General features: G+C 59.9%; 18 protein-coding genes and 2 pseudogenes. 13 read left to right on the forward strand and 7 right to left on the reverse strand.

What is annotated here, in order from left to right; genetic code table 11:
* Positions 1-42: 42 nt before the first annotated feature.
* The gene (locus ACFRJ9_RS19615; RefSeq protein WP_377671415.1) at positions 43-1,407 is read right to left on the reverse strand and encodes a sigma-70 family RNA polymerase sigma factor; all 1,365 of its coding nucleotides are present in this window, start codon (positions 1,405-1,407) and stop codon (positions 43-45) included.
* Positions 1,404-4,052 carry a hypothetical protein gene (locus tag ACFRJ9_RS19620; RefSeq protein WP_377671417.1) on the reverse strand — a complete coding sequence of 883 codons (2,649 nt, stop codon included), beginning with the start codon at positions 4,050-4,052 and terminating at the stop codon, positions 1,404-1,406. Before ACFRJ9_RS19620 ends, ACFRJ9_RS19615 begins: the two co-directional genes overlap by 4 nt.
* A gap of 1,739 nt (positions 4,053-5,791) precedes the next feature.
* Here ACFRJ9_RS19620 and ACFRJ9_RS19625 point away from each other — a divergent pair.
* The 3 genes from ACFRJ9_RS19625 to ACFRJ9_RS19635 all read left to right on the forward strand — a co-directional run bounded on the left by ACFRJ9_RS19625 (position 5,792) and on the right by ACFRJ9_RS19635 (position 9,444).
* Positions 5,792-5,962 (forward strand): hypothetical protein, encoded by a 171-nt coding sequence (locus ACFRJ9_RS19625; protein ID WP_377671420.1) that lies wholly within the window; start codon positions 5,792-5,794, stop codon positions 5,960-5,962.
* 1,464 nt (positions 5,963-7,426) lie between these two features.
* Positions 7,427-8,161 (forward strand): ABC transporter ATP-binding protein, encoded by a 735-nt coding sequence (locus ACFRJ9_RS19630; RefSeq protein WP_377671423.1) that lies wholly within the window; start codon positions 7,427-7,429, stop codon positions 8,159-8,161.
* Positions 8,158-9,444 carry an FtsX-like permease family protein gene (locus tag ACFRJ9_RS19635; protein ID WP_377671426.1) on the forward strand — a complete coding sequence of 429 codons (1,287 nt, stop codon included), beginning with the start codon at positions 8,158-8,160 and terminating at the stop codon, positions 9,442-9,444. The genes ACFRJ9_RS19630 and ACFRJ9_RS19635 overlap by 4 nt, the downstream gene beginning before the upstream one ends.
* A 598-nt stretch (positions 9,445-10,042) precedes the next feature.
* Here the strand turns inward: ACFRJ9_RS19635 and ACFRJ9_RS19640 are convergent.
* Positions 10,043-10,474, reverse strand: a complete 432-nt coding sequence (locus ACFRJ9_RS19640) for an RNA polymerase sigma factor (protein WP_377671429.1) — start codon at positions 10,472-10,474, stop codon at positions 10,043-10,045.
* An 833-nt stretch (positions 10,475-11,307) separates the two neighbouring features.
* Here ACFRJ9_RS19640 and ACFRJ9_RS19645 point away from each other — a divergent pair.
* The 8 genes and pseudogenes from ACFRJ9_RS19645 to ACFRJ9_RS19680 all read left to right on the forward strand — a co-directional run bounded on the left by ACFRJ9_RS19645 (position 11,308) and on the right by ACFRJ9_RS19680 (position 18,044).
* Entirely contained in the window at positions 11,308-11,457 is a 150-nt protein-coding gene (locus tag ACFRJ9_RS19645) for a hypothetical protein (protein ID WP_377671431.1), read from the forward strand.
* Positions 11,458-11,611: 154 nt separating this feature from the next.
* On the forward strand, positions 11,612-11,926 hold the full coding sequence (locus tag ACFRJ9_RS19650; protein ID WP_377671434.1) for a hypothetical protein: 315 nt from the start codon (positions 11,612-11,614) through the stop codon (positions 11,924-11,926).
* A 425-nt stretch (positions 11,927-12,351) separates the two neighbouring features.
* A complete protein-coding gene (locus ACFRJ9_RS19655; protein WP_377671437.1) occupies positions 12,352-12,657 on the forward strand; it encodes a hypothetical protein in 306 nt (101 codons plus the stop codon).
* A gap of 898 nt (positions 12,658-13,555) precedes the next feature.
* A pseudogene (locus ACFRJ9_RS19660) lies at positions 13,556-13,729 on the forward strand (DeoR family transcriptional regulator); the annotation flags it as partial.
* A 42-nt stretch (positions 13,730-13,771) separates the two neighbouring features.
* A complete protein-coding gene (locus ACFRJ9_RS19665; protein ID WP_377671573.1) occupies positions 13,772-14,350 on the forward strand; it encodes a DeoR/GlpR family DNA-binding transcription regulator in 579 nt (192 codons plus the stop codon).
* Between the two features lie 326 nt (positions 14,351-14,676).
* Positions 14,677-16,920, forward strand: a complete 2,244-nt coding sequence (locus tag ACFRJ9_RS19670) for an RICIN domain-containing protein (protein ID WP_377671440.1) — start codon at positions 14,677-14,679, stop codon at positions 16,918-16,920.
* 378 nt (positions 16,921-17,298) lie between these two features.
* Positions 17,299-17,442: a hypothetical protein gene (locus ACFRJ9_RS19675; protein WP_377671442.1), complete on the forward strand. Its 144-nt coding sequence runs from the start codon at positions 17,299-17,301 to the stop codon at positions 17,440-17,442.
* A gap of 407 nt (positions 17,443-17,849) precedes the next feature.
* Positions 17,850-18,044 (forward strand): histidine kinase, encoded by a 195-nt coding sequence (locus ACFRJ9_RS19680; protein ID WP_377671444.1) that lies wholly within the window; start codon positions 17,850-17,852, stop codon positions 18,042-18,044.
* A 958-nt stretch (positions 18,045-19,002) separates the two neighbouring features.
* Here the strand turns inward: ACFRJ9_RS19680 and ACFRJ9_RS19685 are convergent.
* Positions 19,003-19,569, reverse strand: a complete 567-nt coding sequence (locus ACFRJ9_RS19685) for an RNA polymerase sigma factor (protein ID WP_377671446.1) — start codon at positions 19,567-19,569, stop codon at positions 19,003-19,005.
* Between the two features lie 398 nt (positions 19,570-19,967).
* Here ACFRJ9_RS19685 and ACFRJ9_RS19690 point away from each other — a divergent pair.
* Positions 19,968-20,558 (forward strand): annotated as a pseudogene (locus ACFRJ9_RS19690) (hypothetical protein); the annotation flags it as partial.
* 93 nt (positions 20,559-20,651) lie between these two features.
* Positions 20,652-20,945, forward strand: coding sequence for a helix-turn-helix domain-containing protein (locus ACFRJ9_RS19695; RefSeq protein ID WP_377671575.1), 294 nt, complete (start codon positions 20,652-20,654; stop codon positions 20,943-20,945).
* A 1,441-nt stretch (positions 20,946-22,386) separates the two neighbouring features.
* On the opposite strand, the gene ACFRJ9_RS19700 is transcribed toward ACFRJ9_RS19695, so the two are convergent.
* The 3 genes from ACFRJ9_RS19700 to ACFRJ9_RS19710 all read right to left on the reverse strand — a co-directional run bounded on the left by ACFRJ9_RS19700 (position 22,387) and on the right by ACFRJ9_RS19710 (position 26,228).
* Positions 22,387-24,066, reverse strand: a complete 1,680-nt coding sequence (locus tag ACFRJ9_RS19700) for an Ig-like domain-containing protein (protein ID WP_377671449.1) — start codon at positions 24,064-24,066, stop codon at positions 22,387-22,389.
* Positions 24,067-24,473: 407 nt separating this feature from the next.
* Positions 24,474-25,916: a type IV secretion system protein gene (locus tag ACFRJ9_RS19705; protein WP_377671452.1), complete on the reverse strand. Its 1,443-nt coding sequence runs from the start codon at positions 25,914-25,916 to the stop codon at positions 24,474-24,476.
* Positions 25,917-25,928: 12 nt separating this feature from the next.
* Complete coding sequence (locus tag ACFRJ9_RS19710; RefSeq protein ID WP_377671454.1) at positions 25,929-26,228, reverse strand: hypothetical protein; 300 nt, start codon at positions 26,226-26,228, stop codon at positions 25,929-25,931.
* Positions 26,229-26,331: the final 103 nt, after the last annotated feature.

Raw genomic sequence — 26,331 nt, forward strand, 5'->3', positions numbered from 1 at the left:
CACGTCGGGCGTGCCGCGTTCGTCGGTATGAATCCGCATTAACTATTGGGCAGTCGCGGCAGATGTGCATGGACTGGGCCAACTCTGCTGTTTGGGTGCCATTTGTGGTGCCGAGATGACGACGGTAAGTGGTGTGGAGGTTTGGCAAGAGGGCCTTGTCAGGGTCAAAGTCAACCTCATCGTGGTGGCGCGGCCGGCGACGGAACGACAGCCAGCGCTGCCGTCAGAGTCCACTGTGCAAGCCCACTCCTCTGGATTCGCCGGAGCTGCTGCGAGTATTGCAGATCCGGAGCCAGGAGAGATTTTTACGACAACGCTTTCGGGTAATTCCGCTAGAGGGACCGGTGTTTCAATTGTTGCTACGGCCTCTAGGCCGTTGTGGTTGAGCATCCTAAACTGCGCTTTCGAGTCTGGAGGATGGTCCGGGGCTGAAGGTGTTGGATTGGGCTGCACGGAGGGTGGATTTGGCGCCAAACCTGTAGCAGCATCAGTCGTGGGAGCTACGAACGCTACTGCTGCCAGGGTGGCAGCAGATACGACCATGACCGTCGCAAAAGAGGTCAACAGGATATCCCGCAGTTTTCCCTGCCCCGCCGGCGGTTCTGTGACAACCGTTGCTGCTGGGTCAGGGAACACTTCCGCCAGGGAAAGCAGGGCCAGCGCGGGAAGTATGGCGCCACGTAGTCGGCCGACATCCTTAATCTGCATCAGAACCGTGCCGCATTCTTCGCAACTCTGAAGATGGTCTTCCAACTGGGTCTTCCGGCTTTTTCTAAGGGTGCCAAGGATGTAGGCAGGAATATCCTTAGACATATCCTTGCACTCGCCAGAGTCCTTATGTGCCAGATGTTGTTGAAGGTACCCGAGTCTCAGACCGGCTTTGGCCCTGCGGTGCAGAGCGACGGTGGCGTTGGGTGACAGCCCCAGCATGGGGCCTGCGTCCCGAGGGGGTATCTCTTCAATCTCGACGTACCAGAGAACTTCGCGCCACCTTGCTGGCAGTTGCTTGAAGGCCTCCCGAGCGGCGTTGTTGTTGAAGTTCTGAACGACGCTGCTTGTGTCCGGCATGACGCCATCAAGAATCTCAGTGTCGTTAACAGGTGCTTCGCGGGCGCTGCGGCCACTATAACGGTAGACAGCGCGAGTGACGCTTGAGAAAAGGTACGGGCTAAAGACTCCCACAGGTCCCGCGCCCCGTCGGATGGCAGCCAGCACGGCGGTGAATGACTCGTTGACTGCGTCCTCTGCCAGATGTCGGTCCGGGGTCTTCCGCCGGGCAACTCTAAGGGCGGCGTCGTTGTGACGTAAGTAGAGGACTCCATAGGCATCGTCGCTGCCCGCTCGGACGGCCTCAAGAAGTTCGCCGTCCGATAACTGACTTATGTCGTCTACACGCGTTGGTTTCACTCGCTCGCCTGTGATCCGGCTCGGCGACTAAGGCGGGCACGCGATAGGTTTCCAAGCAGTCCCGCGAGGAGGGCGGCAAATCCGCTGACGAGCATGGTCGGATTTGGTTTCCACACACCGTTCGCGGGTGTTGATGGACTAACAGATTCGCCGATTGCGGCCTCCTCAACATTCGGGGCACGATTAACGGATGAGATGAGGCGAATCTCGGAGAGACAAGCCGTATCAGGAGATCCGTTGTGACAATTGGTTCCCCCGGCAATCGAAATTCGCAGATTCTTCGGTCCCACGTTAGGTGAATTAACCGCCGCGGAAAATGTGAACTTTCGTTGCTCATCCTTGGCCAATTCTGCGGACAAAATAAGTCTGGGAGCTTCATAATCAATGCCCTCAGAGGCGATACCATCATAGCTTGCCCCAGCCAGGGCATCCGTCAAGTCAATTGTCGCCAAAGGGGAATCTGATACAGGAAGTGAAGCGCCGCTATTAGTGATAGTGGCTGTATAAGTCACAGTATCTCCAGGTAAGACCGTTGATTTATCGGCGGTTATTTTCGCAGCCCAGGAATGCACCGGATTGGTCGTGCAGGTCGACTGATCACCGTTGCATGCATCGGCGGGAGACGCCGAAGAGTCTTCACCACTGGGCATGAGCACGCTGTCGATCAGCTGATCACCGCGTTGGCCATCTGCCTTGACGGTTGCTGCATATCTGATGTCCACAGTTTCCCCGGGGTTCAGGAATCCTTGGATTCTGTACGTTCCGTCCAACCTGGCCGTCACGGTCCATGCCGGTTTGGAAGCAAAGGGAAACGTCGAGAGCGTGGCATCGTCCAGCAGACCGCTGAGATTCTCCGTGCGGTCAATCCAAGCCCTGCCGGTCCCAGTGTTGCTAAAGGTCAGGATGTAGTTCAGATTTTGGTTGACCTCAACTTTGGTTCCCGATGCAGGGTCCACGGATTTAGATGCGTGCGTTACGGGAAAAATATCCGGTTCGTGTTCTGGCCTGCCTTCGTCCTCGTGGGACAGACACACTGCTTCGTCGGTCTCCCCTGCGAAGGTCACCGAATATGTGATGACGACGGCTTCTCCAGCGGCCAGTTCACCCTCCCATTGGAGCAGACTCTCAGCGGATACAGTCGGGGAAGCGCCGCTGGAGGCGGTCGCATCGCCGTTATATCGGGCATACTTTGGAACGTCCTTTAGATCCTGCGTGACGACCGCCGGATGGTCCGGGGTGTAGTCCTCTGTACCCGTATTGGAAGCCGAAAGTGTGTAGTGAACGATTTGGCAATTGCCCATCTTGGCGGAGGCCTTTGACGTCGTAGATACTGTCAGGGTCGGTTTGCCCTGGACGTGAAGCAGGGCGCAAGAGTCAGGCAAATCAAGGCCAATCGGCGTGCCGTAGTTCGACCCGCAACTGGCATAGGTCCCCGGTTGCGGGTCGCCGCCACTTACCCCTGATGTTGAAACGGTGACTGTAGCGGTACACGATTCCTGTCCCTGCCCTAAGTCTCCCGATATAGTAAACGACCCTCGATTGGTCTCGGCGTATGCCGCGCCATTTGGACAGGTGGTTGTGATCTTGTCATTTTCAGTCACGCTGAGCCCTTTAGGAAGCACGCTTGTAAAGGTCCACCCTTCCTTTGCGGCAAGATCTGTGGTGTTTCGAATGACAATTTGCAGTTCCGCTGTTTCGCCCACTTTGACATATGACTTGGAGAATTTCTGCTCTAAGAAAGGTGTAACATCACGGACCAGGACGTTGTCGATGCCATGGTCGTTGCCTGCTGCCACGGGAGTGTGATTGCGGATGGTGACGCCGACACTGTTGCCAGATACCAGCGAGGCCGCCGACGGTCCCATCGTTCCCACCGCACCCGTGTCGCCACCAAACACCCACCCTGAAGTTCCCTCGGGTAGGGGGGAAGACAAAATTTGCTTCTCCGGGTCCGTGCACACTGAATAGGGTGTTTCGGTGACCGGGATCTCTTTGCCGGCGGCGTCAACGAAGAAAAACGCCAATACGGCTCCGCCCGCGCCGCAGGAGACATCGGCGACATCCGCCGAAAATGTCAGAAAACGGTTTGGCTTGCGAAGCGCAAGATTCTCTGTGGTCTGAAATTCGACGAGATCTAGTGGCGCGTCCGTGAACTTTGTGACGTTCCCGAGGGCGTGATTGGCTTGTGATGCCGTTAGAGGGTTCTGCCCGGTTGTTGATCGCATGCTCGTCGGCGTGTCACCCGTATTTAGGTCGTGCAGATGCTTCTGGCCCAGGATGTCGGCGAGGCGTTGCAGATTCTGACGGGAACCTGCGCCACCTTCATCGTCTGCAGGACATGAACCGGTCGCTCCGGAGTTGTAGCTCAGAACTAGGCCGTTGCAAAGACTCTCATCCAGCCAATATGAGTCCGCCGTGTAGGCGGCCCTTCCATCTGAAATGTATTTGGACAGGGAGGATGCATTCGAGTCAGTAGACTCAAAATCTTCAAACAAAACCTCAGCAGGTTCCTTCGCACCCTTGTTCGAGGCTGACCCGTCGGTAACAGGCACAGCTATTGACATAGGCAGCTCTAATCCTGCAGCCGGAACGACATTCACCCCAAAAGCCACAATTGTCGCTGCAACGGCGGCTCTGATGCCCATGCGAGTGTGTAGCGCACTGAGTTTCATTTATTGCCTACGAGGGTGACCAGTTTGTAGCGTGTTCGAACTTCGACCGCTCCCACGGCGAGCATTCCAAATGCTCGGCCGGCGAGAGCGGCACCACAAAGTGCTTGAGGGCACGCGGGCCGGTTCCTGCTAACCTGCAAGTTCCACCGAGACTTCACAATGCCACCCTTTCCATTTCCTGCTCGCGAAGTGTCGCGGTCCATGCCGTGTGCTCTCGCCTTCCGGTTCTGCGATAACGCAAGTCTTGATTGGAGCCGTGCGGTGCAACCAAAAACGATGACAACACACGGCTCATGTGCTCGATGGGGTCACCGAGGGAGTGCTCGCCGGTAGCCAGTACGTCCCTCCACGTTCTAGAGCTCGTGTCTAGTAGCCCGGAACTTCGAAAAAGTGACGTCCAGTCTCGAAATCGTCATTCTCGATCGGGCAACCAGCAGTAGTAGGTTCCCTAAACGTGCTTCGTGGTGATCGATCTCCTCAACCAAGCCCAGAATCAAACGCTGGCGGTCTTGGTGAACCGTTGCCGTGTTGGCCGTGAACCCATGCTCACATCTGCGCGGCTGGAGCTCTCTTGGCAGCATGGCGCCACCAAGTAGGTCCCCCTGGATTTTTGTGAGGGTTCGGTACCGCGGCCATCAGAAATCCGTGTCTGGGCTCCCAGCTTTCCGCATCGATGATCCCGCTGCGTATCGGGTCGGCTGGGTGGCACATCAGCTTTCCACACGCCGACCGGCACCACATTCCCTGCCCAGTCCCCCGGCTCCAATTGTTCTGCTCCCTCGAGAGAACAACATTCGTCGCGAGTAAAGTGAACTGACCAGACGCGTGGCCGGCATCTGCGGGACAGCACTCACCTGCAAGATCAGCTCCGACAATGACCATTCCGCCGGTTTGCCGGCCAACGGCTTTTCCGATCCTCGTCGCAGGCCACGACGGACGCTGTCGCGACCCCTGGAGGGCTGTACGCGGAAGCATCCATTCGATACACCTCGGCAGCAGCACTACCCTCACGATCACCAACGGCGCGTTGGACGTGAGCATCGTGCATTCCGCTGCCGATTGGAGGGTGGGCCCAGCGGCCAGACCGGCATCAAGGCCGCAGTGGTGATACTCCTGACCATTGGCGACAGCGGCCGTCACCTCGGCAAGTCACCTTTGAGGCGAAACCTTCTCGAAGCAATTCCCGTAGGGGCCACTTGACGACAAAGCATGGGACCTCGAAATTCAGGTGCTGAGGTCGGCCCTTAAACTCGCCGTGCCCCGATGCTTGTTTTCTCAAACAACGCCATAACTCGGTCCCAAGCGCGCGTCGCTCGTCCGCGTCATAGTTCCCTGCTGCCGCGCTCTTTACTGATAGTTGGGGGTCATCCCCGCCTGGCGCGCAAATAGTGGAGCCACGGGCCCAGCGCCCGGGTAGGCTCCCTCCAAATGCCCGCGGAACTGACCACGATGACCAATTCGGAGAAGAGCTGATGGAAACTCCAAGGGCAGTCGCGCACAGGGACGACATACTGCGTCGGCATTTCACGGAATGGTGCGCAAAGTTTAGGATCTTTCCTGAAGGTACCGGGTTCATGTCCGCGTCAGGCCGAGCCGTATACCCCGCATACGTAGTAACCGAATCGGACGGAACCACCTGGCTGTCTGCCTTGGACACATTTGAAGAATCTGGCATACGAGGCCACGTTGAAAACAACCAAACGTTCCGAGATATGCTCCTCCAAGTCGCGGCTTCGCCCGATGGACACCCCGACGGGCTAGCCCTGCGAATCAACGATAAGCCATATCAGGTTATCTTCCAGAACACGGAAGAAACCGGCGGCAAGAACATCACTAACGTTGCGTTTATCACCAAACGCGACGAAGCCACCAACGGTCAGTGAGAATAGCAATCTGTTTTGGACTCATCTTGTGGTGAAATCGCAGGGCGGATTCTCGCGATCGTCTAATCAGTACGCGCCTGGCGATAAGCGTCTTTGAGGATCTTGCAAAACGTGAGTCCGGAGCGGCCGCAACTTCTCTCAGCCGTTCGGGCTCTTGACGGACCAAGTCAGTGCCCCACGGGAAATACTTCCTCGGCCAATGGAGTGGTCCACATAGGCCCCGTGTAAAGGATCTAGACCCAGTTCAGGTGGCGCTTCCAACGGAAGGGTCTTGGCCTAAATGGAACTGATCTTCACGTTGGTCGGCAAGTGTCGATTCAGCGGTTGGCGTGCGCTTCCTTCACCGAGGACATCATCAGCGTGACGGGCGGGCCGCTCGAACCAACTCCAGAGTCCACCCATATCTCCGTCGTAATCCAGTCTGATTGCGCTACTACTTCATGACTGGCCGGGTTCGGTATGGGGATATTCCCAACGCCGGCTCGTCACCCACCTGTTGTGTGGGTTGATCAGAAAGCGCTGGGGCCCGTCCTGTTTGGCCATCAGGCCAGGGCAAGAGCGGGCCCCCGCACCCACTGGCCATCGGGCGCTATCGATCGAGGCACCAGACGCCCCCGACGCCTCACCGGCTCGGCACTGTTTGGCTCTTCCAACTCTGGACAGGACGGTAAGACGATGCAGGAACCCAGGTGGAGGCCAATGCGGGATATTGGTGTTACGGCCATGAAAGAAACGGGCAAGTCCAGGAGGGCGGGCATGGTCGCGCGTGATCTCGCGACTGTCCTCCGGGAAGTCGGTCGACAATCCCTGTGGCCAGGCGGCCAGGCAAAGGTGATGGAGTCACTGGGGGCCGAAGTCGAGACATTGATGCAGGAGCTCCAAAGAGCCCTCGAACATCCCAATGCCGATTTCTGAGAAGATATGCAATCGGAGCAAATATCCATCGGTTCACCCAGCCTCCGCCGCTTCTCCACCTGGCAAACCCGCCCCTCGCACAACACGGCAGAAATGTAAACCAGAAACTGGTCACGGGATGAGCCCAACCGCCATCTCGCCATGACCACGTCGCCCCCGTTGAGCATCTTCGGTCGTCTAACTGAGGTTGACGATGCCACCCCAAATGACGTACTGCCCTCAAGTTTGCGGTGAGAAGACTGTTGTTAGTGGCGTCAGTTCCACCTTTCAGGCAGGATGCGCGGCGGGCTTCCGGTAGTGCGCTTCATGATCGAGCCAGGAATGGCTGGTGCGAACACCGATCCATTCAACCGTTCGCTAGCTCGGCTGGAAGCAGCAAGCCTGCCCCGGCGCGGGCTCACTCATGGAATTCAGTCCATCGGGGCCAGTGTTCGTCTGGGGTTTCTCTGTGAATTTCGCGTCATTCTGACGGGGTTGATGGGCTATTAACATCCGGCCGGCTTGCCAGGTTCTTGCGGCCGCCCTACACCCTACTGAATAGACGGACTCATGAATACTGTTCTGACAACAACCAATATTTCAAAATCATTCAACACCGGCCCCGGGGCGGCCCCGGTCGATGTCTTGCGGGGCATTTCCGTGGACATAGAGCTCGGCGAAATGGTGACCATCGTTGGGCCGAGTGGGTCGGGTAAATCGACTCTCCTGCAGTGTATGTCGGGGCTGGACGAGCCGACCTCGGGGGACGTGTTTATTGCCGGCACCGACATCGGTGCACTGAACGGTGATCAGATGGCTGCGTTCCGGCGGGATAACCTCGCGTTTGTTTTCCAGGCCTATAACCTGATCCCGGCGTTAACAGCCTTCGACAATGTCGCGCTGGCGATGCGCATGTCACACGGAACGATCGACCGGAATGCTGTTACTTCTGCGCTGGAGTCCGTGGGCCTCGGACAGGTGGCTGACCGCAGGCCCGGCCAGCTTTCCGGTGGCCAGCAGCAACGAGTTGCCATCGCCCGGGCGTTGGTCACGTCCCCGCACCTGTTGTTCGCGGACGAGCCGACCGGTGCGCTAGACACGGAAGCCGGCAGCCGGGTGTTGAGGCTGCTGCGTGACTATGCGTCCAACGGGAAGAGCGTGGTCATGGTGACGCACGATCTCGAAGCGGCCGCGCTCGGGGACCGGGTGCTGGTCCTGCGCGATGGAACCATCCACGGGGAACTCCATGCCCCATCGGTGGGGCAGATCCTTGATGCCGTCGAACACGCCCGGAGGTCCTCATGATCATCAAACTTGTCACCGTCGAACTGTTCAGCTCCTGGCGGCTCTGGGTGTGCGCTTTCATTGTGGCGCTCTTCGCGGCCCTGATCGCCTGTGTATGCGCGGGCGACTTCTCGACGGCCCGGTTCATGCCGGCGGAGCAGGGCCCGGCAGGGCTGATCAATCACGCCCTCATCTATGGAGGCTTCAACGCGCCGGTGGTCATCGGAGCTCTCAGCGTGCTGCTGACGTACGTCGTGGACCTTCGCCGTGGCCGCTACGCGCTGTGGCAACTGGCTGGAGTCGGTCCCCGCACCATCCGCCAGGTTGTTCTTCTCCAAGCCGCCTTTCTCGGGCTTGCCGCGTTCGCCGTCGCAATCCTTCTGGCCGTACCGACCCTGAATCTGTTCCTCAACACGCTTTCTGCCCCGATGCGCACTGGCAGCAACCCGGTGCGGGAGGTGCGTTTGGAACCTTTGGAGATGTCGGTCGCGTTTGTCGTGTTCATGGCCGTGGTCGTCCTGAGCGCGCTCGGTGCTGCCGGGAAAGCCAGCCGCACTCCGATCCTCGCAGCGATCCGCACCCCGGAAGTCGCCAACGCGCCCCTGTCCAAAGCCCGCCTCATCACTTCGGCAGTCTTCGCCGTGCTTGCCATCGGGGCACTCGTGATCGGTCAGCTCGATCGTAACTTCATCGTTTTCGGAGTGTTGCTGGCTCTGTTCGCCTTCCTCCCTGCCGCCCCGTGGATAGCTGAGAGGGTCACGAGTTTCTGGGTCGGCCTGATCCCCAGACCCACGACAAGCTGGTTCATTGCTAGGGAAACGGCAAAATACAACGTGACACGCAGCCACGCCGGCATCACTTTCATGGTTATCGCCTCCGGCCTCGGCATTGTGACCGGGTACATCGGCCTGTGGGATGACCCGGACTTTTACGCCCTCGCCCTTGCCCTTTTCGGGGCACCCATCGGCCTGGTGCTGTTCGCCGGCGCCGCGACCATCATCATGACCGCCGGACACCGACGGCTGGACACCACGCTCTTGATCGTCTCCGGAGGCACCAACCTCACCGCCCTCAAAGCCGCGGCCTTCGAAGCCCTCATCTTCACCATCACCACCGGGATCATCGCCCTGGTCATAGCTCTACCAGGCTTTCTATGGCCGATGGGATCCCCCCTGGCCGTGCTTCTACCAATCCCGTTCGTTCTCGCCCTCGGATTCATCACCATGCTCATAACCACCACCGCCCCCGTCATCCAAACACGCCGCAACACACCCGCCATAGAAATGCGACGCGCCACCATGTAACCCCCACTACGCACGCCAAACAGCACCGTTTGGAAACGAACGACAAGACCACGGCACGTTCAGTCCCCCTCGTGCGCCGCTGATGCCTTGGTCCAACCAGCGTCACAACACCGGACTGCTCGGACGCAACAGTAGTAGGAGCCTGCTATGCCCCGGCTCCTACTACTGTCTCCAATATCTAGATGACTTTCCAGATGACGCAGACGACGCCAATTCCTAAACGCGACAAAAAGCGCTCACCATACTCACCGCCGAAGAAATGAACCAGATCCGCGCCGCCAGCGGGAGGGGTTTCACCGTTTGTGGGATGTCCAGTGCCGACGACAGAGCTTATGGACGGGTACCGCCACAACGGTGCTCTGAAGGCCGGGGCCGATGATGCCTGACTCTCGGCGCTCCGTGTTGGAGAAGGGTTTGACACATGTTTCCCGACGTACCTGGTTTTCCAGGACGAAGGGTGCGTGTATCCACCGCGCACCCCGGCACGACATTGAATGCCATGCTCGTGAGCCCCGATGGGACCGTCATGGCTCAGGAATGTGCACCATCAGGAGTGGGCGCTGCCCATTAGGGTGGATAGTTCTCGTGTTGGCGGGATTTAGAGGGGTCTGCGAAGCCCACCCGGCCTGGGGTTCGCTGGCTCTTGGAGGACTTCCCTTAGCCCTTTGGTGGCACGGCGGTGGAGCGTCTTGACTCCGGCGGGGCTCAGGCCCAAAAGTCTGGCTACTTCCGGCACGGACACTTTGTTCAAGTCCATTTGCCAGAGCACTTGCCTCCAGAGATCAGGCAGGGATTGAAACGCCTCGCGCAGCGACTCATCGTTCAGGCGTGCGCCCAGGACATTCCCGCCCGAATCATCGTGAACAAGCTCAACACCGGCACTCTCAGGAGCCGGTGCATCTTGCTGGAGGACAGGGTCCGTGCAGTCGAGGACCGTGCCAGCGCCGGGCCCGTCCAGGCCATGCCGTGCAAACGGAGACGGCGGCCCGTACTTCGCCGCGGCGGGTCGGGGGTCAGGGGCGATATCCATGGGCGCCAATCTGCTGAGAAGCAACAAAAAAAGGGGGGTGCATACATGGTCCATTAGAGGATTCGATTATTCATATGATTCAAGATCCGGGCTTGGCCGCCCACTCTCGCCGCTGGGCGGACGGAGCTGTTCAGCGTGCCTAAGAAAGGTGTGCCGCCAAGCCCTGCCCCAAAAGATCAGGGCGGCGCTCCCCGCCGCCAAGTCCGTGCCGCCCCTCTCAGCGCTGAGGCAATAGCGCAATGTGGTTCAGATCACTTCAGTTAACCGTTTAACAAACCATAACTGACCATTGTCATTTTTTGCAAGATCTTGTTCGAAAATGTCGCATAAATCAGCTTTCATTGTCGGCAGACTCTGGGGGCGGTTAGTGGGGAGTAGGCCGCCGTGCGCATGCAGCCGAAGAGCCTGTTGTCTTCGCCGGCCGACGCCCACGAAAAGGTCGCATTCGGCCTTGCGGGCAATTTCAGGCTGAGCTCACAAAATCCAGGCCCCTTGGCCGAGAGGCTCCTTAGCGTACTCCGACGTCCGAACTTTCACGTCACCCCGCACATAGTCTCTGCGAGGTCATACGGTGCTGCACACTCATTTGAGTAAGCTGCTGTCCCGTCTGGGGCATCCGCAACTCCGGACGCACCGCGAACTCTTTCACGGCATCAATCCGAGTCATTCGGATCCCCCGGATCCATGGGCCGAGTCACCATTCAGCCCAGCACCGGCTACTTCCCTCGACAGCAACTCGGCGAACAGGGTTGGCACAACAAGATAACGCACCGTGGTTGGCTCGTTTGCGCATGGCTGAGCACCCGACTAATTCCACACCAATGGAAGAAAAAATGGAGTTAACGGACCCTTACCAGACCACGATGGTGGCCGTTCTGTTAGTGCACGGACTCGGCGTTGTCTTTATCTCGGATGTCTTCGCGCTACTGTTGTTCTCACTCTTCGTGGTCATCATGGCGGTGCACGCCGTCCGAAGCCCGTAGTCACCGCTCCCCCCAATCCGTTATGAGGGAAGAAAATAGCCCTTTGGCCAGCACCATGCCGTTGCTCTGGGCATGAGTCGCGTCATTTGCGCCGGGCTTCTGTCTATCCTCTATGACCCCGGGCATTAGGCCAGGGCAACGAAAGGCAGACGAGATGACGTGGCACAGCGAACCCACCGGCCAAGAACTCGAAGCAGCTCGCGCGGCCGTGTTCCTGGCAGAAACGAAGCGTGCCATGCGCGGTAGCCATTCACCGGACGTGATTCTCCAACTTCAAGTCGAATCCACTGGCCACAACCAGCGCGGATACCGCGTCCACGCCACTATCGATGACCTCCCGATCACCCCACCAGAAGGGCACTATCTCCATCCGATCACCGGTACACCGCACGCGACGGCAAGAATGCTCATCATGTACGCCCGCAACCGGTTAGGCAACACGCAGCCAGGAAGCGTCCCAGCGAATTAGATCTGCGCGACCGTAAGAGCACTGTGAATATGATCGCACCGTCCAAACAGAGCGCTGCAGTCCCGGCCTGGACATCCTGCCCAATCGAGCGCGGCCCGCGGCACCTTTGGTCGAACCATCGGGGGGGTGTGTTGGTCGTTTGTTCGTAGGCGGACGGCGGCAACCAACACGAAAAGAGCCGGCATCAGTCAGCAGCACGACGCCGCTTCCCTATTGGTCCAGCAACAGGCGGGCCACTAACGGTTCAAGGGTTCTCCCACGTTTCGTGCATTCGGAGGGACTGAAATGCAAACCACGCCCAGTCCGCACAACGGTCGAGGCTTCAGCATGGTCGAATGCATTCTGCGTTTGCGTCCTTTTCGGGCGGAAGCGGGCTATTCCCTTGTGTAAGCCGACAGGAGCCCGACATGAGGGGTAGAAGAAACGTGACATGGCATAACGAACCCAGCGGTGACGAGGTCGTAGCGGCCCGCGCCGCCGTGTTCCTGGCAGAAGGTAGGCGGGCCCTGCTTAGTGAGTATCTCCACGAGATGATGGTGTTGCGACTTCCTGTGGAATCCACGGACCTGAATCAACGGGCTTGTCGCCTGCACGCCAGCGTCGGGCATGTACTCCTCACTCCTTTTGAGGGTCATGCCGTTCATCCCATTACCGGTACGCCCCATGCCACGGCAAGGGATGAATGCGATGTACGCCAGAAACGCGGCGAAGACACCCCGGTTGACGACTAAAAGCCCGCGTGAATGCCACGAACGGGAACCATCCCTTGCTCGTGCGCAACTTACAAAGCCGTGCATCTCCATCACTCGAAGTCCCGGCCGGGATGGAACAGCACCACATGTCCTAGACCTTGCCAAAGCCACGAAGACCACCGAATGGAAAGCCAGTTGGAATTGTTGGACCCGTACCAAGCCATGATGGCCGCCGTCCTGATGGTGCACTGTCTGGGCGTCTTGCTTGTCGCGGTGGTCATCTGCGCACTGATGATCTCGCTCTTTGTGGTCACTATGACCGTGCACGCCGTCCGTTGCTGCTGGGCGCCGACCTGGAAATCCGGTCGGGGCGGCTCAATCGGCCGACATCAGAGGGGACGCGAGACAGCACCGATCCGCGCCTGTCGCCAGGGCCACTCCTTTGCCTTGCCGTTCACTGATCAGCACCGATTCAAACTCCGGAAACGTCCCTATTAACTCGCAACGTTCCTAGTAGAAGGGAGCATCACATTGGCGGCTTGCGAATCCTCGACCGTGAAGATCTTGTCCATCCCATGCCTTCGATGCGCTGTCCGCCCCTAGCCACGGGTCCCGTACGCCGCAGATAAGGGACTGCCAGAACCCGACATCGGAAACGCCCCCGACACCTAATGACCACTTCAGTTCTGACCCGGCAGGGTGGGTCCACAAGCTTCAACAGCAATCGGGACTGTGGTCAGTCACAAAGGGTCGCCTGCGCGCATCTCCAAGCCCCCAGTGCAAGATAGCCGCCAAATTATCGGCTTGGTGTCGACCACTGGGGGCGCCCTCCTCGCGAAACGCGATCGTCCTGATCGATGTTGACGTAGGTTAGCTATGGGGATTCAACTTCGCATGGCTGCTTCTGTAGCGTTGGCGACCAAAAGGACGGATGAGCATGTCTCGGCAAGCGCGGTTGGCTCAACTTGTAGAGTTCGTCGTCGACAGGGGCTCTATCCATGTTAGTGAGGCTGTCGAGAGGCTAGGAATCTCGGCTGCAACGGCTCGACGTGATCTTGACTCACTTGCCGAACAGCAGCTTGTCATTCGTACGCGCGGGGGTGCCCGGTCGAACAGAAGTACCGGGGAGGTTCCGCTTCGGCAGCGGGGCGCTATGCAATGGCGGGAGAAGAAGTTGATTGCCTCCGTCGCTGTTGAGCTCGTACAGCCGGGCAACGTCGTGGGTTTTAACGGTGGTACGACGACGACCGCAGCGGCTCATGAGCTTGGCATCCGAGTTTCTGCGGAGCCCGAGTTCGATGCCGGGCTGATCACTGTTGTCACCAATGCGGTGAACATCGCCAACGATCTAACGTACCGCCCACAGTTCCGCGTTGTGGTTACTGGTGGTGTGGCGCGGCCACGGTCTTTTGAGCTGGTCGGCCCGCTTGCAGCGTTGATCCTTCCGTCAATTCAGATCGATGTGCTGTTCCTCGGCGTCGACGCCATTGATCTAACGACAGGTGCGATCTGCGCGGACGACGAGGACGAGGCCGCTGTTAACTCGGCCCTCATGAAGACTTCCAGCCGGACGGTCATCTTGGCCGACTCCAGCAAGCTCGGTCGTTCCGCTTTCGGTCGAATCGGCACGCTCGATGAACGCACGACCGTCATCACTGATGGTTCCGCGGATCCTGCCCAGATTGCGCTTTTACGTGCACTTGGCACCGAAGTGCTGCTCGCCCAAGACTGACCTCCGCTCGCCACAGACCTGCTCATGAGGCCTGCCGGAGGTCTCGTACCATGGGGGACTTCGTGGCGCCCTCTTTGGTGTCGCCCAACAGGATCTGGTTGATGGCTCTGACCCTGCAGGAAGACGAGCGCCGTCGCGACTGGCGCATCCATACACACCAACAACTCCTGCCTCCACCGAGTCTCGAAGTAAAAAAAGTGATTGAAAGTGATTGAAATTAACTTCAACGAAGCACTTGCGATAAGGATGAGCCCAAAATATAGTGATCCACATCATTCATTGGCTGTTCCGGGGGGCGGATGCGGCAGCTACAAACTAGGAGAAAAATGGCCCTCAGGAAGAGTTTCATGGTGGCGGCAGTGCCGCTAGCAATCGCCGCGCTTGCCGGCATCGCGCCCCCAACGGGAGCGGCGGTTCCGCAGGCGGTCCCTGCAGGCACGACGTTCACCGTCTCCGTTGGCGCAACCGCGAGCGGCCCGACGGCGACTGACACGCCCGCCTTTCCGTTTATCGACAAGAACGGTAGCTACTATCACCAGCAGTCTGCTGCCCTGTATGGAGCCAGCGAAAAACGCCAGTGGGATTTCTACACTGGAACGACAATGGACGACGCCACCAAGTCCAGCACCGTTAGTGGTTACGTAAACCCCGCAAACAGTCAGGACAGGAACAACGACACAACGTGGCGCTGCAACAACAGCCCCACCGGTCTCACTTCGACCAACGATCCGTCCGGGACTTACTCGCAGAAGAACTTCTGCGATCTGGCCGGCGTCTGGGTCGACCCCGATACCGGGGACTGGTATGGCCTGGTACATAACGAGTTCACCGGCAGCCCCTTCGGCGAGGGATCGCACTATGACGCCATCGACCGCGCAGTCTCCAAAGACCAGGGCAAAACGTGGTCAATCGCTGACCACATCATTACCTCACCATTCAGCACCACAAGGAACGACACCTCCGCGTTCCCGAACCAGACCTACTACTACGGAGACGGCGACCAGCGCCTGCTCGTTGACCACGCGTCGGGATACTTCTACGTGTACTACGGTTCTCGGGTCATCAACAAGACGGGAGGCTGGCAGTCGTTCCAGAGTCACGTGGCGCGCGCCCCGATCTCCGCGAAGATGTCCCCGAACTCCTGGCAGAAATGGTACAACGGCACTTGGACCGAACCCGGCGTGGGCGGCAAAGAAAGCAGCATGCTCCCGGTAACCGGTGCCGGGCAGACCGGCTACGCAACGGCCGCGACCGAGTACAACCCGGCAAACACGGGGACCGCGCAGCAGCAGATCGCGGCAGGACAGCTTCAGCCGACGTCCCCCCTGTTCGTCATGGACGTCGCCTACAACGCCTACCTCGGCCTGTACATCGGACAGCCCCAGGCCGTGGACCAGAGCGGGAACGCTCCCCAGCAGTTCTATGCCACCGACGATCTCACGAAGCAACAATGGACGCTTATTGGTGACACTGGCGCTTATCACACAAAGTCGTGGTACCGGTGGTTCCTCGACTCGGCGAACAAGACCAGCAACCAGATCATCGGCAAGGACTTCCGCAGTTACTGCTACTTCTGCGACTTGGATGCACAACCAGCCCGGGGAAGTGAATACGTGCCGGTGACCATTACGTCCTCAGCCGCTCCTGCGGCTCCTGTTGATGTGACGAAGCTGTACTCAATCTCCAACGGTGGTGGCCGTCTGCTCGCCCAGGCAAGCAGTGGATCGGCGACAACGTCACTCGCGGCCGGGACCTCTGGAAATACGAGTTGGCAGTTTGATAAGGTCGGCGACGGGTCGTACACCATCACAAACACGGCAACTTCGGGGCGCCTCGGTGTTCCAACGTCCTCGCCCACGAACCGGGCATGGGGGACCCAGCCCACAGTGACAGCGGCAGCTACAGGCTCTGCCGCAGTGGGACAACAGTGGTGGGTCATTAAAGAAACCTCGGCGGCCAACAATGCCCCGACCGGCACCGTGAAGCTCGTCAACCGTTACAGCGGCCTCGTGCTCAACCTCTCCTCGACGTCCACCAGGCTCGCCGAAACTACAGCCCTGCGCGTCTGGAACGACACCTCGGGCAACAGCGTCGGCGGCGGCCGCACAGCCGGCGAACAGACCCTTTCGCTCGCCGTCGTAGGTGCCGCGTCCAGCACCGACCTCACGGGAAACCGCACCCTGAAAATTGGTGCAAACAGCCTTGACGTGCCCAACCACAGCACAGTGAACGGCACACAGCTCGCAACCTGGACCACCAACAATGGAAACAACCAGCTGTTCAGCTTCACCCGTCAGTCAAACGGCACGTACGAGATCAAAGGCGTCGAATCCGGATTGTGCCTAGACGTTGATGGCGGCTCGTCCGCTGCCGGCGCAAAGATCATCCAATGGACGTGCACAGGAGGTCTGAACCAACGGTGGACGCTGACCAAGGTATCGGGAGGGGCTTACACCGTTAGCTCGGCACAGTCCGGTCTTCTCCTCACCGCAGCATCATCAACCGCAGGCGCCTTGGTAAGCCAGCAATCGTCGGCCAGCTCTCCACTGCAGCAGTGGGTCATCGGATAACACCCAACACCTGGGTTGGGGCCTACAAGGCCCCAACCCAGAGGGCCTGAACGAAACTTCACGCTACCGTTTTCGATGGAGCCCATTAGCTTTCAACGGGCTTAGGTCACTGCGTTCAGCGCCCAGGCTTCACCCCCGCCCAAGTAGATATCTGCGGTGGGAAAATCGCAAAAGCATGGACTCGAAACTGATTCGGTAGCAGCTCGCGGGAGATGACATCATCAACCATTGGCCGCAAGTACTGATCAAACAAAGACGGGCAGCCCGACCCGTTGTCCAAGCTGGCCCGTGTGCACACGATGTCGGGTGCGCACGGGCCATTTGGTTGTCTGCGACCTTTAGCTCAATTAGGTCGGAAATAGCTGTCGCCCTCGATGGGTGACCCGTGCACAACAGGTGTTCCAGGTGGCCGGAAAGCAGACTGTCGATTGCCGGGACAACCACGTCCTGGCGGGCGCATTCGACGATCTTGATGGCCTCAGAGCAGTAGTAGTCATTCCCTGGCGGGATGTCCGGGGATGATTTGGGTGCATGGAAGGAGAGCGTGGATGGAAAGCGCAAAATAGGACTGGTTCAGCACTCACAGTTTCACAGTGGACGCCACGGTCTCGGGCCTGCTCCTGCTGTTTTGCGGCGTTTTTCTAGTGGCTCCCCCGTCGTGCTTGGGACGGGGCTGCTGGGCGGCATCATGCTTGCCATCCGGCTGCCCGTTACCGCCGCTGAAGCGGGCATCTTGGGTCTGAGCCGAGGTGCACTGGCACGGTGTTGATCTGGATGTTGGTGCTGGCGAGTTGGACGATTGGCGACCCTACAAGGGTGCGACGCCTGCAGGGTCAGGCTCTCGAAGACCGGACGCGGCGCCTTGGGATTGAGCAGGGGCAGCGTCAGCTTGCGGCCACTGATGAACGCGCCCAAAATCGCGGGGGGAAATGCGCGACGTCGTGGCGCGCTCATTGTCACAGGCGGACGGTGCCAGGTATGCCGCTGCCGTGAAACCAGAATTCGCCACCGAGGCGCTGGCAACCATTGCCAGCACGGGCCGGGAATCACTCGGGGACATGCGACGACTGCTCGGGGTGCTGAGTGCAGACCAAGCGGCGGTCACACACGGCACCAAGCGCTAACACCCTATAGAGTTCCTCCGGCGGCCGCGCACGCAATGGACGGCACCCACAGCCTGCGGCGGGTTCGCTCCGGGTGAACGCGTTCAGCCGTCATCACCGGGACCGGAATGCCTATTCAGTCTTGACAGCCCGCATGGGAATCCCTGGGGGGGCTCCGCGCGGGTGGAGGGGCAGTCTCGTTGTCAATGCTGCCCCGGTCACCATCAGGGGCCGGCTGGATGGCCGGCTCCTCGGAAATGCGCCTCTCCCGTGGTCTCCTACGCGAGGGCGCACTGGTCCGCTGAATTGAGCTCCAGCGGACAGTGCGGCCGCCCAAATCCAGGTCTGGGCGGCTGCACTCCGGCTGTCCCTTCTCGCTCAGAGAGCCACCGGTAAACTACACCTGGCGCAGCACCACCAGACCCGGCAAATTCCGGCCCCGACGCATCAGATCAGGGTAACGACAACCGCCCGACCGGCACCGCAGTCAAACGGACCACGCAGTGTCACACGCCACCCCCTCAAGCCACCCGCGGCCGCACCCCATAGGCGAACAGATACCGCGCGAGAGGGTTGTGCCCACTTGAGGCAGGTGGAGCCCTCCGCACAGCTAAAAGCTGTCCCCATTGGTGCGCGAGCCGGCCCTTCTGGTGTGGCCCTAAAGTGATCCCGCACCACTAAGGGTCGCTGCAGAAGGGAAAATCCACGCCCTGCGGCCGGCATTCCGGGAACTCTGGATCCCGGCGCCGTTCGTGTATGAGGCACTGAGACACGTCATCGCGTCCTGGGCCCATCCAAGCGTCATGTCAGTAGCCAAGGAGGGGTCGGCCGGGTTTTGGGTGAGGCGGCGTTGGAATCTGGTGCGGTATCCATGGTTCCCCATACCTGACGTTCCGAAACGATCGTGATCCGCTCCGATTTCGCTATTCGACGCCTCACGAGGGAGTCATCACCGTGGTGGATAGTGCGGATGGAACACTCAACTCCCCCGGCGAGTTGTAGACCCGGTCCGTTCAGTGGTGTGCTGTTCGAGGGCTTTACGGAGTCCGGCCTTGGCACGGCGGTGCAGGGCGATGACGGCGTTGGGGCTGAGACCGAAGAGGGGAGCTGCTTCCTTAGCCGGCATGCCGCTGATATCCATGTGCCAAAGGACTTGTTGCCAGCGTTCGGGCAGGGACCCGAACGCCCCAAGCAATGAGGGCGCCAAGGACGTATCTTCGGTGAAGTCTTCCTCGGTGGCGGCTGTGTCAGTGAACTCCGGGAGTAGGGTTTCACGGCTTTGGTGCCGGCTTTGCCGTTGGATCTGACGGGTGACACTGACAAAGAGATATGCGGTGAACGTTCCTACAGGGCCTCCGCCTGCTTTGATGGCGGCAAGGATCGTGGTGAAGGCTTCATGAACAGCGTCCTGGGCAAGCTGATGGTCGCGGGTCCGTCGGCGGGCGACCCGGTGGGCGGCCGGGGCATGCCTTGTGAAGAGTAAGCCGTATGCCTCGGTATGGCCATCACGGGCCATCTCGAGCAGCTCCCCATCACTGAGATCCACCAAAGATCCACACGGCAATAGCCCCGAAGGACCACCAACCCCCGTACTCGGCGCTGAACGTGGGTGAGGGCGTGCTAAGACAGCACCCATCAAAAACCTCTCTACTGAAGCGACAAAGAGTATTCTGTTTGTTCGAATGAGCATGATCGGCTCCATTGCCGGGCCAAGCTGCTCAAAAGCCGAAGGATCGCTTGAGCCGCTCCGGCGCGTCTGCCACCGCGACAATACGAGAAGCACAACCATCTGTTCGCAGCCAGAATCAAAGGACCCTTGCTATGACCTTGTTGTCCTTCAGTGTTGAACCGACGACGACAAACCCTACGGACCACCTTTAGGTTGAGCTACCCTAAAAGCGATGTCCCTGGCCATAAAGCGAAGGCCTCTTTGATTGGAGGGGAATGCGCAACAGCAGGAGTTTCTTCCGTCCCGCTGGAAGGGTCGTCCTGGACACTTACGACCCAGACGAAGCCCGTGAGCTGATCAGCGCCACCTACTGCCCGCATACTCTCTCGGTCAAACGCGGCAGCATCCCGTTCCATGCCAGACAGGACGAAGCGAGTCTTGGAGCGATCTCCGTGCACCAACTCGGCTATGGCGCAACAACGGAGGTTGTTCCCGAAGCACTGGAGTCGTGGATACTCGTGAGCGCCCCGATATCGGGACGGATGAACGTGACCTCCGGAGACGACGCACGCTTACTCGGCCCGGGCGAATCGGTAGCCCTGGACGCTTTCCGCAAGTTTCGGTTAACGTTCGATGATGACTGCCTGGCTCGGATATTCCGGTTTGAGCGTACGTTCGTGGAACAAACGCTTGGGGATATCCACGGCGTCGACGGCCCTCTCCGGGCGCGATTTGGGTTGACGGGACCAACGAGCCCCCGCAGTGCTGGAACCTGGCAAGCCATCGCTAACCTACTGATCTGGGAGTCGTCAGCGGACGGCGGGCAAAACGCTCATCCACTACTACAGCACCAAATGGCCAGAACAGCAGTAATCGCCCTTTCGGAAACTCATCCATCCATGAACACCTCAGAATTACGAACGGCCTCTGTCCCGTCACCCCGTACCGTGAAACGCGTCATGGACATCGTTGAAGCCAATCCCGAGCACCCCTTCACCGTTACCGAACTCGCTGCCGCCGCAGGCGTCGGCGTCCGCGCCCTGCAGGAAGCGTTCCGCCGATACCGCGGGACGACTCCTATGAGATTCGTCCGGGACGTCCGCCTCCGCAAAGCACATGAAGAGCTGGCCAGCGGTACCCCGGCGACGGTCGCCGAGGTCGCCTACCGGTGGGGCTTCGGGAATCTGGGGCGCTTCGCGAATTCATACAGGGAAAAGTACGGCCGACCGCCGTCCCTGACACTACGCCGGTAATCACACGTGAGCCCCGATTCCTCAGACCCCGGGTGCGGCCACCAAGACGCGGAGTTGGATGGCCGCACTGCCCGGACCTCTCGGAGCGGACACGCCCCCGCGTCGGTGATGTACAGGGGTGCCCCTTGACGGCTTGGGAGAGGCTCCAGAGCGCACCAGGTGCCGCGGCCCATCGTTCACGTGCTGCCAGCAGTGTTGACCCGGCTGGGGCACTGATCGGTGCCACGGGGGTGTAGTGGCCTACCTTTGTAGGGGACGGATGACCATTTCTTGTTGGTGCATGGTTCCAGGCCGACGTGGACCACGGCCGCGCAGATCCCCAGCGACAGGACAGCGAGCTCCAACGGTCCCAGGGCCGGTGGCTCGTCTGTCCCGGTGTCCGTGTCCGGCTGCCGCTGCTGTGAGGGTGAGCGCGGCTCCATGCAGCGGCATTCCCACTCGAGGAACGTGCAGTCCGGGCAACAGTGACGGCGATCATCCATGCTTGCCCACGAGGCTCAGATGGGGGCAGCAACCTTCTTTCGCCGAACCCTGTCGCCGCGATAGCCGGCGCCAGCCGCATATGCGCAGATAGCGGCGACTGAAAGCGCCGCAAGAACGGCGAGTCCCTCCACGACATCCGCCCGACCTGATCAGCCCCACCTGCAAACGCAAAGGTCACAACCCCAGCCTGGCCATCATCTGCCGCGCGCCCATCCAGCACGAGAAACGCCAGGCCCACCCGAAGGCTCCGGGACACGGAAGACGTCAACCTCAGCAATACCAGGTTCTTCCAGTCGAACAGGAAGCCATCAACAGCCGATCGACGATATCGGCGTGCCATTGGACCGCACGTAGTAGCTACTCGGGAGTGGCCCTCGGAGAATGATCAAATTGAAGGCTTCTCGAAGGTCCTACGGAAATCAGACAGCCGTCAACGCTGCTACCTTGACGGTTCATCCGGGCATAGTGACAGGTTTGCTTGAGCCAAAAAGGTGCCGGAAAATCAACCATCATGAAATGATCCTCGTGCTGGTCATCCCGACGTCCAGGAAACCGTCCGTGAACGCGCCCTCTACGTCCACACCGCTGGCGGAAAGTTGGTGCGCTGCTCGAGCTGGGTGGGTTCATACGGCACGGTCTCGAAGAAACGATATCCGTGCTACCTGTATGGCCCCAAAGACTAGGGGTGCCCGGGTGGTCGTTGCTCGGCGATCCACGGGTGCTGATCCTCTATGAACCTGTCAATGGACTTGATCTGGACGGTATGAACTGGATCGTTCCCTCTTGCGCCAACTGGCCGGCGCGGGCCGCGCAATCTGAGATCGTAGCCAAGTCGTCAGTGTCGCTATGGTTGCCCCGGCCGCGAGTGGGTTGCCCGCGGCTGTGGAGTCGCAGGCAACGGAACGGCCAGCACCTATTCTGTCAGCCGGTCATGGACCTGCGACCAATCCACGGGCTGTTAGTGGTGCTTCCGGCGTGATCTGGTGCGACCGCCATGAGCCAATGCGAGGCCCACGACCAGCAGGAAGCCTGCCATCACCAGGGCTCCGGATTCGCCAGCCCCCGTGACAGCCAAACGGTCAGCCGTCGCTGATGGCTCAGGCGTAGCAGTGGCCGAGGGGTCAGCCGTCGCCGAGGGCTCAGACGTAGCAGTGGCCGAGGGGTCAGCCGTCGCTGATGGCTCAGACGTAGCAGTGGCCGAGGGGTCAGCCGTCGCCGAGGGCTCAGACGTAGCAGTGGCCGAGGGGTCAGCCGTCGCTGATGGCTCAGGGGCTGCGGTCGGATTGATACGGAAGAGCATGGTTCCGGTGGCTGTTTTCCCGGTGGAGTCTTGGACGACGTATTGGGCCCAGTCGAGGGTTTGGGGGCTGGTGACCTTGGGTGGGGTGTAGGTGACGGTATCGCCGGCGCGGGTCAGTGTTCCGCCCAGAGCACTGGTGGTGGTCACGGATTGAAGGCTAAGAGCATCTGCGTTAGCGTCGTGGTCGTTCGCGACGGGATTGAACGGGTAGGGCACGGTAGCGGTCAGGTCATCGACCATATCCAGGGCCGCGTACGGTGGCAGAGCCGGGTTGAACCTGCCAATGTTGGTGAATTTGCCCAGATTCTTGTCGCGGTAGCGCATGATCGCGCTCAGTTCGGTGCCATCGAAGCGATCGTAACTGTTGCCGGAGACGATTGTTGCACCTTCAGGGCCGTTCGTGTGGTTATCTCGGACACTCCAGGTGTGGGCGAACTCGTGACGCTGGACCACGTAGCTGGATCCTGGACTGTCTGAAACTGTATATCCCCAGTCCATGGACCCCGCAGTGCCCACATAGCCCAGGCCACCCTCGCCGCTGCCGTGGAGCAACGCAACATCATCGACGTCGGCGTCCCGGTGTCCAGCGGACCATGCCGTTCTGACAGCAACCAGCCGCTGGCCTGTGTCCTTGCCGACGTACGGATCTTGGGTCGGGGAAGCCCGGATAATGACCCTGCCAAGCGACGGGCGCAGCAAAGCATTGCTTTCATAAACATCCAACAGTGACACTGCGGCCAGATCTATGTAGTCCAAGGCTTTCTCCACAGACCCGTTCACCGGGGCAGAGGTGAACCAGTCATTATCGACGTCATAGCCCAGGGTCCAGCCGTAACTCGTGGTACCCACCTGGTCCGGTGCCGTAGAGACGTTCCGTGTTGCGTCCTCCGAGGAAGGCCATCTAAACGTGGGTTGCTCCAGCCCGCGCGTTCTCGTGACCGTATCGTCGCGCACAAACCAAGTACCACCCCGGTCAAAAACGACTGTGCCCTGGAAAATCCCCTCGGAATCAATGATCCCGGAAGCCCTCGCCCCGGAATCCTCATCAACACTGCCAAGGTAGGCGCGCTCCGCGGGTGCCGTGTACGGGGCCAGGGAACCATCTTCTTGCTGAACAAGGACCTCGAACTTACTCGCATGCACCGGCACCGGTGAAAGCCGAAGCGTCAGATTCTTCCCCTCATAACTGACTGTTCTGCTCAGCAGCGCCGGATCCTCCGCAATGGCCTCGGGAGCAGAAACTACGCCAGCAGAAACCAAACCAACAAGTGCCGCGCAGACCGCAACCGCGCCAATGGGACGACTTGCAAAACCAAAACCACGAGTGAAGCGAGGCATACAGACTTCCTTTGTTCAGATCGGACCACATACATCTTGAAGACCGTGGCTCCCTTCCAAGAGGCCAAGCCTGCTGTGGAGGCTCAGCGCCCATCGTCGTGTCGCTCTAAAGTGGATGCGGCCCTGCAGGAGCACTTTCGGGACAGTAACCACCAGGAAGTAGACAACACGCCGGGCAACGTGACGGTAGTTGTGCAGCCAACTAATGGACTACCTCGGATGTCAGGCCTTCAAACGGTCGTGAAACTTGACCACCATGACTCCATAGAATGCCCAGGAAACACCCGCACCTGGCCTAAACTGAGTCGGCGCAGGTATTATCCGTGCGCGCTTGGCTATTCCGTGCCTTGCGAGACACTGCGGCCCCTGGACCCCGACGCAACCGTACGGACGAAGCTCCTCAAAACTCACGTAATAAACACTCCGGATTGAGGACGAAATTCTGGCGACGAAGAGTGACGACGGTGGGCCGGCCGTTCCTGTTGATCTCGCCTCCGGGACGCTATGGGCAGCGCGCTGCCGGGACTTCGCACTTCGGGCTGCCGAGGGTTTCTGGGGGCGTTTGTCCTAGGCGGTCCGGCGGCCGGGTTCCGGCCCGTCGGCGAAGGTGGCGCAGACGACGCTTGCTTACTCTGCTCGGCGACCACCTCTCCACTCACCACGTCGCCCTGCCTTGCGGCGCCGCCGCGAGCAGAGTCTGCTCCGTACGATGCCGAAGCGTTTACACCTGAGGTGAGTATCGGCGTCGTACTCGTAAGGCTGCGCGGCAGGGCCACTGAAGGTGGCAATACGCGCGTGGGGATGTCTCTGCGCCTAGAGGGAATAGGTCGAGCTAGGGACGACCTGCCCAACATTGATGCAATCGTCATGCGCCTACCAAGTTGTCGGCTGAACCTGGAGGCAACACTGCTGCTGCGAGCAAGAACGTGCCCGCTGCCAGCCGCTAGGGCTGCCGCCGCGAGTTCGCCGCCCGCAAAGCTCACCAACCTCAGCGCCATAAACGATGCACCGCAGGCCAGAACCATGCCGACAGTGCCGGCCGCCAAACCTGCAAAGGACGTCGAATCCGCGAACAGCTTGATCGCCGCTGCAAGAATTGTCGCCGCCAACGGTTTCGCCAGCAAGAGCGCGACGACGACTTCGCACCACCGCCCGGCCCAGGCCTTTGACTTCTCCCAAGGCATCATCATGAGGGCGACCGGTGCGACAGCCGCCAGGACGGCGAGGGCGAATGTCCTGAAGATCATCGAGCACATGAGGATGAACGCCAGAATCCACACGACGATGACCGCCATGACCGTCACTATCGCGCCGCCGACAGCTCCGCCTTGGTTGCCAGGCGCCAGGGAGATGACGTTCCATTCGCGTTCGGAGCCTTCGGGAGCTCGTTCGAAGCCGAAGAGCCGCATGAACACGACGTACGGATCCGTCCCGATGGATTCGAGCAGGGCCGCCGCCGCCCCGTCGCTGACCCTCGTGAGCTGCCGAACCAAGTAGACGGCCGCTGCCACCAGCGGCACTGCCGCCGCTCCCCCGACAAGTGCCCTCAGCAGCCGGCGTGGTTGCTGGCTGATCAGTCCGGAAAAGAGTTGAAGGATCATCACAACCACCAGCGGAGTCATCATGACAATGACCCACCAGTTGGTTAGGACGCGGATAGCCGCCCATTGTGATTCATCGACTTCGGAAACGCTGAAGGCCCCAGTGATGAACCCCCACATCCACGAGGCAATGTTCTGAAGGACGTTAGCGAAGATTGAAGTGATGGAACCTTGGACGCCGTCGTTGGCTTGGGAAACCAGTCCGCAGCCCGGCGGCCACCAACCGTTGAGGTCACACTCGATAGGCATGATCGCGAGCGGCTAGAAGCCCAACGGAAATGCCGTCTGCGACCAGAGGATGTAGCCGTTGATCCCGCCTAGGATTGCCGCGACAGGGCCGGTCCACAGTAGGACCACTCCGCCGCCAGATGCAAGGCGCGACGATTGGCTAAGCTTGCCCGCTAACAGCATCGCGGCTCCGATAATTGCCACAATCGCAATGACGATGAAGGCGCCGACAAGGATGCCGCCACCGATCTGCTTGAGTGACTCAAGAAAGGGAAAGTTCGCGTTTGGTGTTATCCCAGGATCCACCGCTGCCAGTACCATCTGGTGCTCCATCCAGTCGTCTTCCTATGGAATGAGCTGATTGGGCTCACGACTTCATGGGGCTGGTGGCGCGGACCGACATGATTTTGTGGCCCGGCCCACGTCCAACCGCGCG

Origin of the sequence: Paenarthrobacter sp. NPDC056912, assembly GCF_042786555.1 — a bacterium.
Classification (GTDB): Bacteria; Actinomycetota; Actinomycetes; order Actinomycetales; family Micrococcaceae; genus Arthrobacter.